6 protein-coding genes are annotated in these 18,485 nt (G+C 44.6%); 3 read left to right on the top strand and 3 right to left on the bottom strand.

What is annotated here, in order from left to right; all coding sequences use genetic code 11:
- Positions 1–2 precede the first annotated feature (2 nt).
- From A8O23_RS00715 to A8O23_RS00705, 3 genes are all read right to left on the bottom strand, one after another.
- The gene (locus A8O23_RS00715) at positions 3–881 is read right to left on the bottom strand and encodes a carbohydrate kinase family protein (RefSeq protein WP_066615357.1); all 879 of its coding nucleotides are present in this window, start codon (positions 879–881) and stop codon (positions 3–5) included.
- 11 nt (positions 882–892) lie between these two features.
- Positions 893–2,230 (bottom strand): sugar porter family MFS transporter, encoded by a 1,338-nt coding sequence (locus A8O23_RS00710; protein WP_066615355.1) that lies wholly within the window; start codon positions 2,228–2,230, stop codon positions 893–895.
- 424 nt (positions 2,231–2,654) lie between these two features.
- Complete coding sequence (locus tag A8O23_RS00705) at positions 2,655–5,447, bottom strand: substrate-binding domain-containing protein (RefSeq protein ID WP_066615354.1); 2,793 nt, start codon at positions 5,445–5,447, stop codon at positions 2,655–2,657.
- A gap of 669 nt (positions 5,448–6,116) precedes the next feature.
- On the opposite strand from A8O23_RS00705, the gene A8O23_RS00700 reads away from it, so the two are divergent.
- The 3 genes from A8O23_RS00700 (at position 6,117) to A8O23_RS00690 (ending at position 17,988) form a co-directional block, all read left to right on the top strand.
- Positions 6,117–14,501 (top strand): invasin domain 3-containing protein, encoded by an 8,385-nt coding sequence (locus tag A8O23_RS00700; RefSeq protein WP_066615352.1) that lies wholly within the window; start codon positions 6,117–6,119, stop codon positions 14,499–14,501.
- A gap of 67 nt (positions 14,502–14,568) precedes the next feature.
- Positions 14,569–15,504: a PorP/SprF family type IX secretion system membrane protein gene (locus A8O23_RS00695; RefSeq protein WP_066615351.1), complete on the top strand. Its 936-nt coding sequence runs from the start codon at positions 14,569–14,571 to the stop codon at positions 15,502–15,504.
- Positions 15,505–15,567: 63 nt separating this feature from the next.
- Entirely contained in the window at positions 15,568–17,988 is a 2,421-nt protein-coding gene (locus tag A8O23_RS00690; protein ID WP_066615348.1) for an OmpA family protein, read from the top strand.
- Positions 17,989–18,485 lie beyond the last annotated feature (497 nt).

The raw sequence follows: 18,485 nt of genomic DNA, 5'->3' as shown, positions 1-18,485 counted from the left end.
ATTTAGAGAGAAAGAGACGTTATCTTCTCAGGCGCATAAGTAGGGGTTGCTCCTTTTTGGGTGGCCACGTAGGCACCAATCAGACAAGCTCTTTCTAGTGTGAGGTTAGTTGGCTTTTGCCGCAGGTAGTTTGTAAGATAAGTAGCCAAAAAAGCATCGCCACTTCCAATGGTATCTTCTACTTCCACTTTATACCCTTCATGTTCAAAGAATCCTTCATTTGACAAAGCCGCAGCTCCATTTTCGCCCCTAGTTACTATTACCAACTCCATCCCAAACTTGTCCTTGATCGCCTCCATCTGATCGGCCATACTTCCGCCCATACCCAGCCAATTGGAAATCTCCAGCAATTCCTGGTGGTTCATCTTTACAATATCTGCAAACCTTAATAATATTTTTATCAACTCAGGTGAATAGAAAGGAGCCCTGAAATTGACGTCAAAAACTTTACGGCTAGCCAGGGGGAGGAAGCGGAATAGGGTATTGCGTGAAATAGAACTTCGGGCAGCCAGACTGCCGTAAATAAACAATTCACTTAGAGATACTGTGCGTTCCGCCTCCTTTTCATACTCTATAAAATCCCAAGCAACGGGCTCTACAATCTCATAAGTGACTTCATTACGATCTGATACATTTGCATTGACAACACCGGTTCTATAACTATTGTCTTTTTGCACATAGTGAGTAGTAATATTATGCGCCTCCACAAAAGCAGTTAGCTCGCTCCCCATGTCATCTTGCCCAATACGGCTTATAACCAAGGGTTCAAAACCATTATGATGCAGATGAATGGCTACGTTCATGGGTGCCCCACCAGGTAACTTCCCGGTGGGCAGCACATCCCACAACATTTCCCCAAAACATATTATTTTCTGATCCATCTTTTACTCTATTAATGGTAAACTACCTTTTGCTCTATGTTTTCCAGCGAAGATCCCTTTGTCTCAGGCATAAGGCGCCATACAAAGAGAAGTTGCAGTACCATCATTCCAGTGAAAATCATAAAAGTATTGCCCCCTCCTAACGTCTCAGATATGTAAGGGAAACTAAAAGCTATAGCCGCCGCCATGATCCAGTGGGTAAAACTGCCTAGCGCTTGTCCGCTTGCGCGTACTTGGTTTGGAAAAATTTCAGATATGAACACCCAAATAACAGCACCCTGTGAAAAGGCGAAGAACGCGATGTACACAAACAGATAAATAGGCACGGTCATACTGTTGAACTCCTGAAGGTAAAATGCTTTAGCTACCAAGCCCAACGTCAATATTAGTCCTATGCTGCCAATGAGCATAAGCGTCCGTCTTCCAAAACGATCAATGACATTCATGGCAAGTAATGTGAAAAGGAAATTGACCAATCCTATTCCGGCAGAAGAGAGCAAAGCTGAATCTTGCCCCAGCCCTACCATTTCAAAAATGCGTGGCGCATAGTAAATGATGGCATTGATACCTGACACTTGATTGAAAAAGGCAAATAAGACTGCCAGCGTAATGGGTAAGGAATATTTCTTAGAAAAAAGAGAGGCTCTTTTGCCATCTGTTTCCGCGTTATGGGCTGACACTAGAATATCAGTAACCATTTCGCCTGCGTCTGCCCCCGGGTTGGCTATTTCTAATGTTTTTTTAGCCTCCTCTTCCTTACCGGTACAATAGAGAAGCAACCACCTAGGACTTTCCGGCACAAACAGAATGGCAACTAAGAAAACAAGTGAAGGGAAAGCCTGAACCCCCAGCATCCAGCGCCAATCATGCTCTCCAGTTCCAGCAAATAGGTAATTAGACAGATAAGCTATCAAAATACCAAACACAATATTGAACTGAAACAAAGCCACCAACTTACCTCTTGATTTAGCCGGAGATATCTCAGAAATATATAATGGCGCAGCCACAGAAGAAACCCCTACACCAACACCGCCTAAGAAACGGAAAATGAGAAAAGTTATCCAGTCTGGGGCAAGAGCAGTACCTATTGCAGATAATAAATAAAGAACTGCTATTCCGAAAAGAGTGTTTTTGCGACCAAACTTATCTGAGGGAATACCACCTGTCAACGAGCCAACTACCGTACCAATTAAGGCAATGGCCACGGTCAACCCGTGCTCAAACACATTTAGTTGCCACAACTCCTGCACAGCCCTCTCGGCTCCGGATATTACTGCGGTATCAAACCCAAACAAGAACCCGCCCAATGCTACCACAATGGACCAGAAGAAAACTTTTTTACTTACCATGTATTAAAGATTTTCTCAAAACTAGAGGTTCTGCCCAGTTTGCAACTTTAGTTGGGTCTCAAATAAACTCTAAATTGATACATAGACTAAATTCCTCCGTAAGCAGCTGTTAATCAACTATAAATTAAGAAACACCACTACCAGATCATTTAATATTGTATCCTGATTTTTAATATTGATACATGCACGGTTCAGTACCACTCACAGATGGTCTTCTTGTATTGTACAATAATATTTGCTGTGATCGCCACACCTCTGGTTGAATAACAGATGGTGGCATTAAGAAGGGTGTCTTGTATGAAAAGAAGGAAGAAAGGCTTTCCTTTTCAAATAAGGAAAACTCTGTTTTTAGCTTATTTTTCCAAAAACAAGCCAAAAACAGATACTGCTCATACCCTTCTGATTTAAAGCGTAAAAGCAGAGATTAAGCTAAACTCTTTACCTGAACCATACGGGTGGCTTTAAATTCAGAAGGGCTCATGTTAAAATGGTTTTTAAAAGCGGTAGAGAAATAAGTTGGAGAAGAAAAGCCAACTTCATAGGCTACTTCTGAAATGTTTAACTGGCTATTCAGCAATAAATGCCGAGCCTTCTTTAAACGGGCATCTACCACGAAGTCGTTTAGAGAGCGGCCTATGAGGGCTTTCATTTTACGATAGACGTGCACCCTTGACATTCCTAATGCAGCAGCTACATCATTGGCACTTAACTCAGGATTCTGTAGGTTTTTCTCCACCAGCGCTGTCAGGTCATTTATAAACTTCTTATCTAATTGTTTGGGAGCAGTAGCAGTAACTTTATGATCAATGGCAATGGCACTGTTATAGTAAACCTTCAGCAGCTCACGGTTCCTGATTAAGCCTTTTACCCGTTCCAGCAGATAGAGAAAGCTGAACGGCTTTGTGACATACAAGTCTGCACCTGCCTGTACTCCGTTAATTTTATTCTCCAAAGCATCCTTGGCTGTAAGCAACACGATGGGGATATGTGAGGTTCTAATGTCTTGCTTAAGGGCAGTTGTAATTTCATATCCGTTTTTCTGCGGAAGCGACACATCGCAAATTATCAGATCAGGTACATGTTCCAGGGCCTGCTGCAGCCCAAAGGCACCCTGGGGAGCATCAATGACAGTAAAATCATTCTGCAACCGAGTCACTAAAAACTCCCTCAGTTCTCTATTGTCCTCTATTACAAGCACTACATGATCCTTCAATGCCTCTGTCTCTCCAGTAAATTCCTCCTGGGTCCACTCCTGATCTGCATCTAACACACCTGCCATTAGCGGTGCCTGCCGGTCTTGCAGGCTTGCCTCGTTTATGATTTGTTCTGCCTGTAAATGTGCAGCACCCAACGGCAGGGCAATGATAAACCGTGTACCTTCCCACTCCTTGCTCGTTACAGAGATTTCTCCCTGATGCAACTTGACAAACTCCTTTGATAAAGCTAAACCAAGCCCTGTTCCAAAATTACTGCTGTCTTCTGCGGTATAGAATCGGTCAAAGGCATGCGCTAGTTGGTTCGCAGACATTCCTTTTCCATTATCTTCTACAGAGACAACAGCATAATCTTTATTATCAGAAAGCTCTACAGATATGGTAATGCGGCCTTTGTCCTTGGTGAACTTAAAGGCATTAGACAAAAGATTGAAGAGCACTTTGTCTAACTTATCACGGTCAAAATACACCTTAGCTTCTTTAAGGTCAGTTTTAAACCGTAGTTGAATCTGGCGTTTACGGGCTAAACGGTCAAAAGAAAAAACTACATCTCTCACAAATCCAACCAAATCACTCTCTGTTGCCTGAAGCCGCATTTTTTTGCGCTCTACTTTTCTAAAATCCATCAGTTGGTTAACCAACTTCAGCAAACGCAAAGCATTTTGTCTAACCAAAAGCATGTCTTTCTTCAAGCCAATAGAGATATTGCTTTGCAAAGCATCTTCCACCGGCCCCAAAATCAGAGTCAGAGGAGTACGGAATTCATGGGAGATGTTCGTGAAAAACTTCAGCTTTGCTTCAGTAGCTTTTGCAGCTTGTTGAGCCATGGCTTCAATCTCATTACGCTGGCTTAGTATTTCCTCGTTTTTAGCCAGAAGCGCTTTGTTTGCCTCTTGCTTGGCCTTTAAAGAATGCAAAGCTAACGCCCCCAATATGACTATACTTACAAGGCAAAATACCAACACATAGAGCAGGGTGCGTTGGTTGTTATATATTTTTATTTGCTCCTTCACCTTGGCTTGCTGACGCTTAATACTTTCTTCCTGTTTCAGAATTTTGTCAGCCTGCTGCTTCATGATGTGCACATTACGCCCATCAATTACGGTTGTACCCAGGAGGGTTTCTTTCTTGTAGGCCTTATGGTTTAGAATATTAAAAGCCAACTGCATGATTTCCTCACCACCCGTTGGATAAAGGAAAGTTGCGTCTAATCTTCCGTCTTTCACAAATTGCAGACCGCCATTCGCTCCACCCAACCCGTCAAACCCGGTAAACTTTAAGCGGTCTCGTACATTTTTGTCTGCAAAGCTCTCATAAGCACCTAGTGCCATCATATCATTATGAGCAAAAACTAAATCTGCATCCGGATTCTTTTCAAAAATGAGAGGGAAACGTTTTTTTGCTACTTCTTTTTCCCATTCGCCTTTTACCTCTGCCACTATACTAATTAAGGGGTATTTGGAAATAGCTTCTACAAACCCTCTATGCCGCTCAATAGCAGGAGAAGAGCCCTCTAATCCCCAAACTTCTATGATCTTTCCGCTGCCGTTCAATAAGTTTGCTATATACTCACCAGCCAGCTTCCCAATCTGGTAATTATCTGCCCCTACGTAGGCACTATAAAGCTTTGAATTAACTTTTCGGTCTACCAAGATTACAGGAATCCCTTTCTCAAAAGCCTCTTCTATTACTGGCGCAATCGGCTCAGATTCATTGGGAGAGACTATCAATAAATCCACTCCTTCTCTTATAAATTCTTTGATTTGTTTTATTTGGGTAGCACTGTTGTTTTTAGCGTCTTTGATACTAAGCATAATTTCAGGATGGAATGACGCCTCTCGCTCTATCTCCCTACGCATTGTTTTTCGCCAAGCATCGCCTTCGGTACATTGAGCAAACCCAATGGAAACTTCTTTAACCTCCTGCTTGGTGTTACATGACACTAAAATATTGGCAACAACTAAAAACACTATGGCTAAAAAACTTCTGGATAGTACTTTCATTTGATCACCAATTGCCCAATACAAAACATTAATTTTTTAGTGTTTAATTAAAAATAACAAAAAGTTCTTAATACACACTCCTCTTTTCTAAGATTTATTGATAGAATATTAATACACCCTCCCGCTATGTGCATATGAAATCTTCGCACTCAACATACACCAACCGCTTTCAATGCTCCTAGAGTCTTTGTAGTGACTTAAATCTATTTAATCATTAGCTGGTACAACAACTTGAAAATTTAGATGAAAGAGAAACCTTAATCCAAATTGTTAGAGCAAGTGAATTACCCCCTAAAAAAGACCAAAAGGGATGGTTACCGGAAAAGCCCAACGTTTCTAACAACATAAAAGTCTAATCAATTATAAAAATAATGTAAGTGAGTAAGAGAAAGTGTATTATCTTTGTGTCCCCCCTTTTTATAAATCCCCCGAAGTACATTTTAAGTAGTACAGCTGCTTAGGCGGCAATATTTATTTTAAAATATGGAAACGCGAATCACCTTTTTCTTTAAAAGCAGTAATTCGTCGGCCCTATTTTAAATATAGGGTTTATCGAATATCTTCTTTCACTGTAGCTTTCAAACAGGAGTAGTACGTCCTATTTGAAAACTTTTGCGAAGACCCTTTTTCATAATCAAGGAATTTAGCTTTCACCTCCATTTTAGTTGAATGAAGAACTTTTACCTGTTACCTTTTTTACTCTTATTCTCCTTTTTGTCATTTGGTCAAACCAAAGGTTTAATTTATAAACCAGCCTCTACCACCGCTGGCAGAGCAGTTTTAGACCCAAATGGAGATGGTTACTCCTCTCAAAACACTCTTGGGTATCAAAACAACGACAGAGGAGAAAGCGAGATAGACTACAAGGCTATTCCTATTTTGGAAAATGAGCCTAATCAAGACCCCTTAAGAGGAGCTGGCTGCGGCTTCACAGACATGGTAGATTCTGGCATGGGAGATCCGGTCATGTTCTACTTTGATGGCATTAACTTCCTGGCACGCTTCCGACTCAACAAATCTTCCCCTAATTCAAAAGGATACAGTGTGCTGATCGATATTGATCAGAAATTTGGATTTACAGGACCAAATGCTGATCCTAACGCTATTGCCGGCAACCCAGGTTTTGAAATGGAACTGGTGCTTAGGACAAACCATGGGGTTTCACTTTACAACATTGACGGCACCACCACCCCTTCGCTTATAGTCAATAAAGACTATGAAGCGCATACACAAAAGTCTATTGCGTTTACTGAAGAATGTGGCGATTTTGACTACTTCTATGACTTTTACATGCCGTGGTCTGATTTTGGTCTACCAGTAGACACTAAGCTAAGAATGGTAGCCTTAACGGTCATGAACCCACATGCATCTACCGGCAACAATGCGAAGTCAGATGTAGGCGGAGTAGATGACAGAAAGTACGTTGGTAACTATGACAAATTATTTGAGGACTTCATTGAAAACTATAACCCAACCTCACCACGAGACAATAACACGGGCATTAACGCCAGAACCCTTTGCCCTTCCATCAATGCACCTATACTGATCACCTCAACAAGTATTACCGGTACTTCTACAGAAGCTGCCGGAACCATTGTCACGGTCTATAAAAACGGTACTCCCCTAGAAAACAAAGCCATTGTATCTGCCAGCGGAACCTGGGCTCTTTCAGTTTCTGGTTTATCTGTAGGAGACGAGATTACAGCCTCTGCAAAAGCCGCGGGCAAAGCTGAATCAGAAAGCAACTGTAGCGGAGTATTTGTTGGGCAAGTATGCGTAAACCCAGCAGCTCCTGTCATTAGTGGCTCAAACGGAAACAGCAACAAATATGTCACGATCAATGTACCTGTCGCTGGCTTGTTGTCTTTGTACTTTGGCGACCAGGTAATGCTAACCAATGTACCTGTTTCTGCAGGTACTTATTACTTTTGCCCAGAGGGGGGGTTAGGAGACAGAACAAATATATGCTCTGGAGCACAAAACCTACAGGCAGGAGTATACCGGGCAACCATTACAGTAGCAGGCTGTACATCAAACTCAGCCTTCTATTGCGTTAACGTTAGCACTGAATCTGGCACTCCTACCATCAACAGTCCCATCACTACTCAATCCAGAACCATTACTGGTACCGCAGCCCCTAATGCGCAGGTAATTCTTAAAATTAACGGTTCTGAAAAAGCCCTAACAACAGCTGATGCTGCTGGCAACTGGTCTGTCCCAACGGCTTCTCTTGGTTTAACTGGCTTAGAACTGATTTCAGCCTTTGCCATAGAAAACGGTAAATGCCAATCTCCAGAAACTGCCCAGATAACAGTTGCAATACCTGTTTCTGTAGCACCTGGTATAACCGGCACCTATTGCGGCACTACCAGCATAGTTACAGGTACTTCGTCAGAAATTGCCGGAACAATTATTAAACTATTCGCTGGCTCAGCTATTGTTCCTATAGCCATTACCACTACCGATGCAGAAGGCAAATGGTCTGTTTCAGGACTCTCCCTTGCACCCGGCACTCAACTGACTGCCAGAGCCACCGCCCCTGGCAAAGCAGAAAGTAACCCCTCAGTAATAGTACAAGTCAAGGCTATTTCAAGTAATGTCGGCTTTACCGTCAATAGTTTAACAGACCCAGCCACTTCTGAAAGATACATATCAGAAAGTGCTACCACTATCTCTGGAACAGGTCCGGCAGGAAGTGGAACAGTAAGCCTGTACTTAAATGAGATATTTATTGGCTCAGGCACGTTGGCTGGAGGAGTATGGTCAGTCAATCAAGAAAACTTCCCGAACGATTTCCGACTTTTTGCAGGAGCTACACTAACGGTCACCTACACCGCACCTAACGGCTGCGAAAGCGCTCACCTTCCTGCAAATATTGAAATAAGATGCGCCCCTCCAGTAGACAAAACGATTACTCCTACTAATCTTATTCTTTGCCCGGGCACAATTCCAGAGGTAACAGTAAAGGCATCTGAGCCTTTCATGATTTACCAGCTTTACCATGAAACCACCCCAATCAGCACCTCCAGATTGGGTACAGGCGAGGACATCATATTAAAAGCTACGGAACCGTTTTCTTCTACTGTTCCTAATACCCTGCTCAACTTAAGAGTTGTAGTTTCCAAAATCCCATATGTACAGGGTTTCAACTGTGCATTACCCTTATCTGAACAGGTAGCGGTTATTTTAAATCCGGAGATAGTTGGCAACACCATCAGTATTTCTGGAGGGGAATCTCTTTTTTGCGGTGCGGAACAAGTAAGCCCCCTCACTGGCTCTACCCCTACTGGCGGAGGTGGAAATTATGTATACCAATGGCAAAAGAGTAGTGACAATATAACCTGGGTAGATATTACTAACGCCGTTAACAAAGATTACACCCCGGGGTTAGTTTCCACTACCACCTATTACAGAAGAATAGCAACTGACGGCGCCTGCACTGAAGAAAGCGCCAGTGCCTCAGTACAGATAACTATACTTCCGGCCATCATTAATACAATCTCCTACAACGGTCAGTCCTCTTTCTGTGTCTATGGGAACCCTTCTGAATTACAGGGAAATACAGATGTATCTTTTGTCCGTTATCAGTGGCAGAGCAGCTTAGATGGCACCAATTTCCAAGATATTGACGGCGCAGTTTCTGCCAATTATACACCAAAAACTCTTTCTCAAACCACTACTTACAGAAGGCTGGTAAATAACGGCAACTGTGACCATTACAGCTCTACTGTTACTATTACCCTTCTCCCTGCTTTAGAGAACAATAAGTTAACCGCACCAGCAACTACCCTACTTTGCGGCCCGGGCAATGTTGGCGAGATACTAGGTTCTACCCCTGATGGCGGTGATAACACCTACACCTTCAAATGGCAGAAAAGTACCGACAATGGAGCAACCTTCACAGATATCCTGCCAGCGGTCACCTCTAAGAACTACACTCCGGGAGCTGTCACATCCACTACGTACTACAGAAGAATAGTATCTAGCGGGCCTTGTACCGATTTAGTGAGTGATCCGGTAAAAATCACGGTAGTTTCTTTAGAGAAGTCTACCATCACCACTGATGAGAATACGCTGGCAGCTGATGGCACCAGCAATACTATAGTTAGAGTACAGCTAAAAGATGAATTTGGAACTGACATTGACACAGACGCCTGTACACTACTTATAGCAACAGACAAAGGCACTGTAACTAATGCAGAATATGCTGGCAACGGAACCTACACAGCTACTTTTACAGCCGGCACTGTAGCTGGCATTGCACAGATTTCCGCTACTCTTAATGGCAGAGCATTTACCAATGTAGCTGAAGTTACTTTGACTCCAGCCCTGAAACTTTCCGCCACTACTATAACAGCTAACCCTACCACACTTTTTGCCAATGGCACCAGTACCTCTCTTGCTACCGTGCGGTTCAGAGACTATGCGGGCAATTCAATCAATGTAGACCCTACTAAACTAGTGGTAATGTTAAATGGGGTTGTCGCTACGGCAACTGCCAATGGCATTGGTGTATTTGAAGCAACCGTTCCAGCTAGAACTGTTGCCGAGGTGGTAGAAGTGACAGCCATGTATGACGGAACTGAAATCACAGATAAAGCATCTGTAGAATTCATCGCAGCTCCTAACTTAGCCGTTACTATTGTGTCTGCCATACCAACTACGGTACAGGCAGATGGAACAAGCATCTCTATAGCCAGAGTATCTTTCAAAGACTATGCAGGCAACAGCATTTCTGTAGACGCGGCAAAACTTACCTTACTAGAAAAAGGTGTAGCATTAGCGGGCTTAGTAGACAAAGGCAATGGCGTTTATGAAGCAGTGGTACCTGCCAGAACAGTTGCTGAACTGGTGGAAATAACAGCAAGATATGACGGGACCCTTATAGATGATAAAGCCACAGTAGAATTTATAGCTATAGTAAATTTGGCTGCCACTCAAATAACGGCTACTCCAGCTGTAGTACATGCAGATGGCACCAGTACCGCTTCAGTTAAACTAGAGTTTAAAGATTATGCCGGCAACCCTATAGCAGTCAATTCTACATATGTGACTATACTGTTGAACGACGTAGCTGTGACAGCTGTATTGAGCTCACCAGGCATCTATACAGCCACCGTTCCAGCACGCACTGTCGCAGAAACAGTAGAGGTGACAGCTAAGTTTAATGGAAATACTCTTCCAGACAAAGCGGAAGTACAATTTATTCCAGTTGTTAATTTAGCCGCTACAGAAATTTCTGCGTCGCCCACTGTAGTAAATGCCGACGGCAGCAGTACATCAACGGCTTCTATTCAGTTTAAAGACTATGCAAACAACCCTATCAGTGTAGACATCGCAAAAGTAGAGCTTCTCCTGAATGGTGCTTCAGCTACTTTAACTCCAGGCGGCTCAACAGGAAAATTCACCACCGTTGTGCCAGCCAGAACAGTGGCTGAGATAGTTGAGGTAAGAGGGAAATATGATGGTGATTTACTGAATGGAAGTGCATTAGTTGAGTTTATAAGAGCTGTTAACCCACTTGCCACAGTAATAAGCGCCACACCTGCCAGAGTAAATGCAGATGGCACAAGTACCTCTACCGCACGGGTTACCTTCAAAGATTATGCGGGCAACAACATTGAGGTTGCTTCTGCTGATGTTACTCTGCTTCTAAACAACACTGCTGTCACATTTATTTCTATTGGCAACGGGGTATTTGAAGCGACAGTGCCTGCCAGAACCGTTGCCGAGGTGGTGGAGGTAACCGCCAAGTACCAGAATACATTAGTTAATAACAATGCTACTGTAGAATTCATCCCAACATTGAATTTAGAGGCCACGACCATCACGGCTAACCCCGCTCTAGTGGACGCTGACGGAGTGAGCACCTCTACTGCAACTGTCACCTTCAAGGACTATGCAGGTAACCTGATGAACGTGACTGCCTCAGAGGTGAAGATTTTCTTAGACGGCGCGGAAGCAACGGTAACCTCAGCAGGCACAGGCATATTTGAGGCGACGGTGCCGGCCAGGATCGTGACCGCAACCGTTGAAGTCACCGCCAGCTACAGCGGGGCGCCTGTCACCGACAAGGCGTCCGTGGAGTTCGTTCCTGCCCTGAACCTTACCGCGACCGTGGTCTCCGCGAGCCCGGCCACCGTGGCGGCCGACGGCACCAGCACCGCCACCGCCAGGGTGGAGTTCTTCGACTACGCGGGCAACGCCTTCGGCGTGGAGGCCTCCGGCGTGCAGCTTCTCGCGAAGGGGGCGGCGCTGGCAGGGCTGCAGGAAACAGGGAAAGGAGTGTTTGAGGCCACTATACCTGCCAGAACAGTGGCCGAACTGGTGGAGGTAACCGCCAGCTACAACGGAACTGCCGTAAGCGACAAAGCAGAGGTTCAGTTCATCCGGACCATCAACCTTTCCGCCAGCCAAGTGACCGCTACACCTGCCACCGTCAACGCCGATGGGGAGAGCACCTCTACCGCACAGGTAGTTTTCAGAGACTACGCAGGCAACCCCATGGCTATAGACGCCGCCAACGTATCTTTACTTGCCGATGGTTTAGTATTGGCAGGGCTACAAGACAAAGGAAACGGAACGTATGAAGCGACGGTGCCAGCCAGAACAGTGGCCGAAGTGGTGGAGATAACGGCCAGCTACAACGGAACATTGGTTACAGACAAGGCATCCGTTGAGTTCGTTCGTACAGTTAACCCCCTCGCCACCTTGGTAAGCGCCTCACCTGCCAGGGTGAACGCCGACGGCACCAGCACCGCCACCGCCAGGGTGCAGTTCTTTGACTATGCTGGCAGCAGCATGGAGGTTGCCCCCGCTGATGTGGAGCTGCTGCTAAACAACACCGCCGTGACGTTTGCCCCAGTAGGCAACGGGGCATTCGAGGCAACGGTGCCTGCCAGAACAACAGCCGAGGTGGTGGAGGTAACCGCTAAGTATCAAAATACTTTAGTCAACAGCAGAGCCAACGTAGAGTTCGTGCCGGCATTGAACATTATGGCCACCACCATCACAGCCATCCCTACGCAGGTCAACGCGGACGGCGTAAGCATCTCTACCGCTACTATTGTATTTAGGGACTACGCAGGCAACCTGATAAATGTGAATGCCTCGGAGCTGAAGCTCTTCTTAGACGGCACGGAGGTAACCGCAACCGCTGCCGGCACGGGCACCTTCGTGGCGACGGTGCCGGCAAGAACCGTGGCCGCGACCGTTGAGGTCACCGCCAGCTACGGCGGAGCGCCTGTCACCGACAAGGCGTCCGTGGAGTTCATCCCTGCCCTGAACCTTACCGCGACCGTGGTGTCAGCGAACCCAACCACCGTGGCGGCAGATGGCACCAGCACCGCCACCGCCAGGGTGGAATTCTTTGACTACGCGGGGAACGCCTTCGGCGTGGAGGCCTCCGACGTGCAGCTTCTCGCGAAGGGAGCGGCGCTGGAAGGGCTGCAGGAAAGAGGGAAAGGAGTGTTTGAGGCCACCGTACCGGCCAGAACCGTGGCCGAACTGGTGGAAATAACCGCTACATATCAGAACGCCTTAGTTAATAGCAAGGCAGCCGTAGAGTTTGTGCCGGTAGTAAACCTACAGACCGCCACCGTCACAGCTAACCCCGAGCGGTTAGACGCCGACGGCGTGAGCACCTCTACCGCAACTGTTACTTTCAGGGACTATACAGGTAACCTGCTGAACGTAGACGTCTCTGAGGTGAGTATCTTCTTAGATGGCACCGCAGTTACAGTAACTGCTGCCGGTACAGGCATTTTTGAGGCGACAGTACCAGCAAGAAACGTGGGCGCAACCGTAGAGATCACCGCTAGCTATGGTGGTACGCCTGTACCTGACAAGGCATCTGTGGAGTTTGTGCCGCTTCCAGTACCTGTTCTTAGTTTGCAATTATCAACGGTTGAAGCAAGCCCTACCATAGTAGTAGCCGACGGAGTAAGTGCTTCTATTATTACCGTCAAACTAAAAGACACTGATGGCAAGGACTTCATCACAAATGACCCTGTTACAATTTCCACCAGTTTTGGTACCATCGGAACAGTAACCAATAATGGGAACGGAAATTACACCACCACCCTTACATCTACTAGGGTTGGCACTGCTACCATAACTGCACAGGTTGCCACACAAGAGCTACAGACCAAACCTGTTGTAACATTTGTTGTAGGAAGTGCAAGTGGCGCAACATCTACCATAGCTGCCTCAGAACCATCCATACCTGCAAATGGCACTAGTACTTCTGTTATAACTGTGGCCTTATTTGATGCACAAGGCAACGAGATTACCACAGGCGGACACACGGTAGTACTGTCTACTACCTTAGGTACTTTAGGCGCTGTTACTGACAACAACAATGGAACTTATTCCGCTGTGCTTACTTCCGGAACAATAGACGGCGTAGCCCTAATCAGCGGAACAGTAAATGGAGCCCCTATCAGTAATACGGCAAGTGTGGTGTTCACTCCGCTTATACCACCTAACCGAGCACCTGTTGCTGTTAATGACACTTATACCGTCAACAACCACGAAAAGCTTACCGCTAATGTACTCTTGAACGATACAGATCCAGATGGAGACGAATTACGAGTGAAGACTACTCTGATACGTCAGCCGCTCAACGGAAGTATTGTAATACAAGAGAACGGCAACTTCACCTATACTCCTGATAAAGGCTATGATGGTGAAGATAGCTTTACCTACGAAGTGTGCGACAACGGCAATCCGGCATTATGTGCGCAGGCAACTGCTACTATTCAAGTAAAACAAAGCCTGGTATTCATTCCTGAAGGATTCTCCCCAGATGGTGATGGCGACAATGATGTGTTTGTAATCTATGGTGCCGAACAGTTGAGGGTTTCTCTAAAAGTGTTTAACCGGTGGGGAGACATAGTTTATGAGAACAGCCTCTATAAAAATGATTGGAATGGAGTGGCAAACAAAGGAGTTGTGCTGGGGAATAAACTTCCAGATGGCACCTACTTCTATATCATAGACCTGAACAACGGCGAAAAACCAAGAGCTCACTCACTCATCATCAAAAGAAGATAAATAAATACAGTTTAGGTGGCGGGCAAGTTAGTTTTCCTGCCGCCTAAGCTGATAATTATAATACCGTATGAAAAGTATTTTCCTTAAACTTTGTTTTCTTGCAGGCTTCCTGACCATGACGTCAGCTGCTGCCCTGGCCCAGCAAGAGGCTATGTACTCACAGTACATGTTTAACGGCCTTATCTTAAACCCTGCTTACGCCGGAAGCAGCCAAGGCCTTAGCGTAGCCGCGCTCTATAGAAACCAGTGGGCAGGGCTAGAAGGCGCACCTGTAACTCAAACTTTTTCACTGCATGCCCCTGTACAAAATGATCAGGTGGGCGTTGGATTTTCTGTTGTAAACGACAAAATAGGGGTAACAAATACCTTGAACGCAAATGGCGTGTATGCCTTCAGAATTAAGATGGCCTCAGGTGTACTGTCAATGGGTTTGCAAGCGGGGCTCACCCGACTTCGTGCAGATTATACCCAGGTTGCTTTAAACCCTCAGGGCAGAACAGATGCTCAATTCAACGAGATACAGAATTTTCTTGTGTTCAACTTTGGTACCGGCATGTACTATCACACTGACAATTTTTATGCAGGCATTTCTGTCCCAGATCTGGTTAAGTCTAAAATAACTGGCTTAGGCGCTGAAGAAGCAGCGTTTCCAGATTATGCCCGGCACTATTTTCTAAGTACCGGTTATGTATTTACATTAAATAAAAAAGTAAAAATTAAGCCGTCTACCATAGTAAAATTCACCGAAGGGGCTCCCGTACAGGTTGACCTGAACACGAATGTGTGGCTACATAATTTTCTGGGTTTAGGAGCATCTTATCGTACAAATAATTCCTTAGTAGGTTTAGTGGAAATGCAGCTTTCAAAACAATTCAGGGTAGGCTATGCCTATGACCTACCTATGTCTGAACTGAGCCGCTACACCGCTAACACTCACGAGCTCATGCTTAGGTTTGACATGCTTTCTGCAGGTCGGCGCTATGTTTCGCCAAGATTATTTTAACTATCAACATAAAAAGAACAAGACAGTATACTCTACCCCAGTGGGTGGGATGAAAGCACCAGCATGAAAAAACGTTACGTGTTACCCTTGTTACTGCTATTAGCCGGCTCAGCAGTTGGACAAACAAATCAAACCGCCAAGGCCGATAAATACTATGAAACTTATGACTTTCCTGCCGCAGCAAGCGCTTATGAGAAAATACTCAAATCTCAACCAAACAACACAACGGTTATCATCAAACTCGTACAATCTTATGCAAGATTAGGGAATACTGCACAAGTAAACTACTGGCTAAACAAAGCACTTGAAGCCCCTATAACCGATAATAAGCAATACAAAGAGTTAGCTGCGCTTTTGGCAATGAACAACCGCCATGCCGAGGCTGAGCAGTTGTACCAAAAAGCAGTTGCGCAGAACGATGAAGAAAGTATCAAGTGGCAGCAGGCGTACCAGAACATACATTCCTTCTATGAAGATTCTTTATTATACGAAGTAAGCAAAGTCCCTTTCAATTCTGCTTATTCAGATTTTAGCCCTGCTTTTTACCACAACGGAATTGTATTTAGCTCTGCACGAGGCAGCAAAGAGAATGCGAACAAACAAGACAACAATTATGCAAGATTCATTGACTTGTTTTACGCCCAATCTGGAAGCAGCGCCCCAGTTCCTTTCAGCCCTGAGCTAAACTCAAAATACCACGAAGGTCCCCTCTCCTTTAACGAAACTAAAGACACCGTCTATTTTACCAGAAGCAGTAGCCAACAAAAAAACGGTTCTCGCCCAAATGCCACAAATCATTTGAAGGTGTACACTGCAGTTTTTGTAGACGGGAAGTGGCAAAAGATTGAAGCTTTGCAATTAGGGGCAGAAGGGTTTTCGTACGGTCACCCGGCTTTGGCAGGTAGCGAAACCTTATACTTTGTATCTGACATGCCAGGCGGATTTGGCGGTACTGACTTATACAAAACAGTGAAAGTAAACGGGCAGTGGCAGACACCTACCAATCTTGGCTCACAAATTAATACATCCGGCAACGAAATGTTCCCTTTTATCGATGATAAGGGCACTCTGTATTTTGCCTCAGATGGACATCCTGGTTTAGGTGGCTTAGATATTTTTTATGCACCACAGCTCGGCAACCAATTTGGGCAGGTTACCCCCATGAGCTATCCGCTCAATTCACCCGGCGATGACTTCGGATTGATCATTAAAGGAGACAGTGGCTACTATAACACAAATTATAAGTCAGCCTATGATGATCTGTATGCATTCAAGATTAATAGAACAAAGCAAGTGGTACTACTTCCTGTAGACCGCAAGGGAAAACCTTTGGCAGGTGTACAGCTTGAGGCAAGTTCAGCTACAGCACCCGTTAGCACCACTATGCTACAAAACGCTCCCGCCGTCTTTACCTGGAATTTCGGTGAAGTTGATAGGCTTTCCCTAAGCAAAAAAGGGTATGAAGCAGGTGAAATCAAGCTTACCAAAGCTGATTATTTCCGGTACAACAACCTTGACACCATACGGGTAGAAATGCCAAACACTGCTATCCAAAAGGGGAACAGAAAAGTACAGGTGGCCCTGTTTCAAGATGGAGACAGAAGACCACTTAGCGGTATAATTGAGTTAACAGATTTGGGCACAGGTAAAAGGAAATCTTATACAGTCAAAGAAAATGGCTCTGCCACAATAACACTTTTACAAAACAAACACTACAGCATACGAGGAAGTAAAGGAGGCTTTCTAGATGCTCTCCTCATACTTGACCCTCAGGAAATTGATGAGATCTCCTCTAATGACCAGCTCAACCTCTCCCTTAAACCGCAAGGACAACAAGTTCCTTCAGCCCTTGCTGATGCAATAAAATTGGAGATAAATTATGATTTCAACAAAGCTCATATCAGACCAGATGCAGCCAAACGATTAGATAAGCTGGTGAGTTTTTTAAAAAGAAACCCTGAAAGAACAGTAGAGCTTAGTGCGCACACTGATAGCCGTGGCACAGCCAGCTATAATAAAGCACTTTCTGAAATAAGAGCAGAGGCCGCCAAGGTATATGTTGCTTTGAATGGTATAGATGAAAGTAAAATATTAACTGTTGGCTATGGTGAAACAAGGCTAAAGATTCCGAATGCGAAAACAAAAGCTGAGCACCAGGAAAACCGCAGAGCTACTGCTCAACCCATACCTGATGGAGCTACAGAAAGCGAAGTAGCCGCTTCAAACACAGCAAGCCGCATCATTAGAACTAAAGCAAAACGGTACTATGTTATAGTGGGCGGATTTGCTAAATTAGAGGGAGCTACCAGAAAATTCAGTGAGTTATCACGTTTAAGCGACAAAATCAAAATTATTGTTCCTGTTGATAGCCCAAAAATTTACAGACTTTCAGTAGCTGACTTTGAAAACAAAGAAGATGTTTTAAAAGCATTGCCAATCCTGAGAAAGAAGTACGGTAATAGCGCATGGATTCTATTCCACTAAAGGTTATGCACGAGCAGGAAGTATAATCAGTTTTTTTACTGAAGGTTACTAAGTATACTATCTAGCCAAAGGATGAGGTTGTAACATATCTTTTCAGACCGTTTGCCCCTAGCATAGATAAGAATAATAGAAGGGCCTGATCATCAAGCTATAGCTTTGTGATCAGGCCCTTCTAATTTCCTGTTTATCGAGCTTATTATTCTAACATTTACTACTCAGACAGCAGCAGAGACTCCTGCTTAAAGTGATTAAATATCTCTATTTTGCTTCAACTCTTGACCTAACTGTTATTATTATACCCACCTACGCAGTACCTACTGAAAAATCTAATTCTCTACTGAATCTACTTCTGCTAACAGTCTTAGTTTGTGTGATATATTTGCCTGAGGGCTAAAAGCAATCACGTTTCTAATGAAACGGAAGACTAAATAATGGCAAGTGTTATTTTATCTTTAACTTTATTGCCCTCAAAATATTCAAAGCAGCCTTTAAACATA

This window comes from Rufibacter roseus (genome assembly GCF_001647285.1).
Classification (GTDB): domain Bacteria; phylum Bacteroidota; class Bacteroidia; order Cytophagales; family Hymenobacteraceae; genus Nibribacter; species Nibribacter roseus.
This window is presented reverse-complemented; position numbering and strand designations above follow the sequence as displayed.

Excerpts from the sequence above, each read along its gene's own strand:
- A8O23_RS00715 (WP_066615357.1), bottom strand. The coding sequence starts at position 881 with ATGGATCAGAAAATAATATGTTTTGGGGAAATGTTGTGGGATGTGCTG.
- A8O23_RS00710 (WP_066615355.1), bottom strand. The coding sequence starts at position 2,230 with ATGGTAAGTAAAAAAGTTTTCTTCTGGTCCATTGTGGTAGCATTGGGC.
- A8O23_RS00705 (WP_066615354.1), bottom strand. The coding sequence starts at position 5,447 with ATGAAAGTACTATCCAGAAGTTTTTTAGCCATAGTGTTTTTAGTTGTT.
- A8O23_RS00700 (WP_066615352.1), top strand. The coding sequence starts at position 6,117 with ATGAAGAACTTTTACCTGTTACCTTTTTTACTCTTATTCTCCTTTTTG.
- A8O23_RS00695 (WP_066615351.1), top strand. The coding sequence starts at position 14,569 with ATGAAAAGTATTTTCCTTAAACTTTGTTTTCTTGCAGGCTTCCTGACC.
- A8O23_RS00690 (WP_066615348.1), top strand. The coding sequence starts at position 15,568 with ATGAAAAAACGTTACGTGTTACCCTTGTTACTGCTATTAGCCGGCTCA.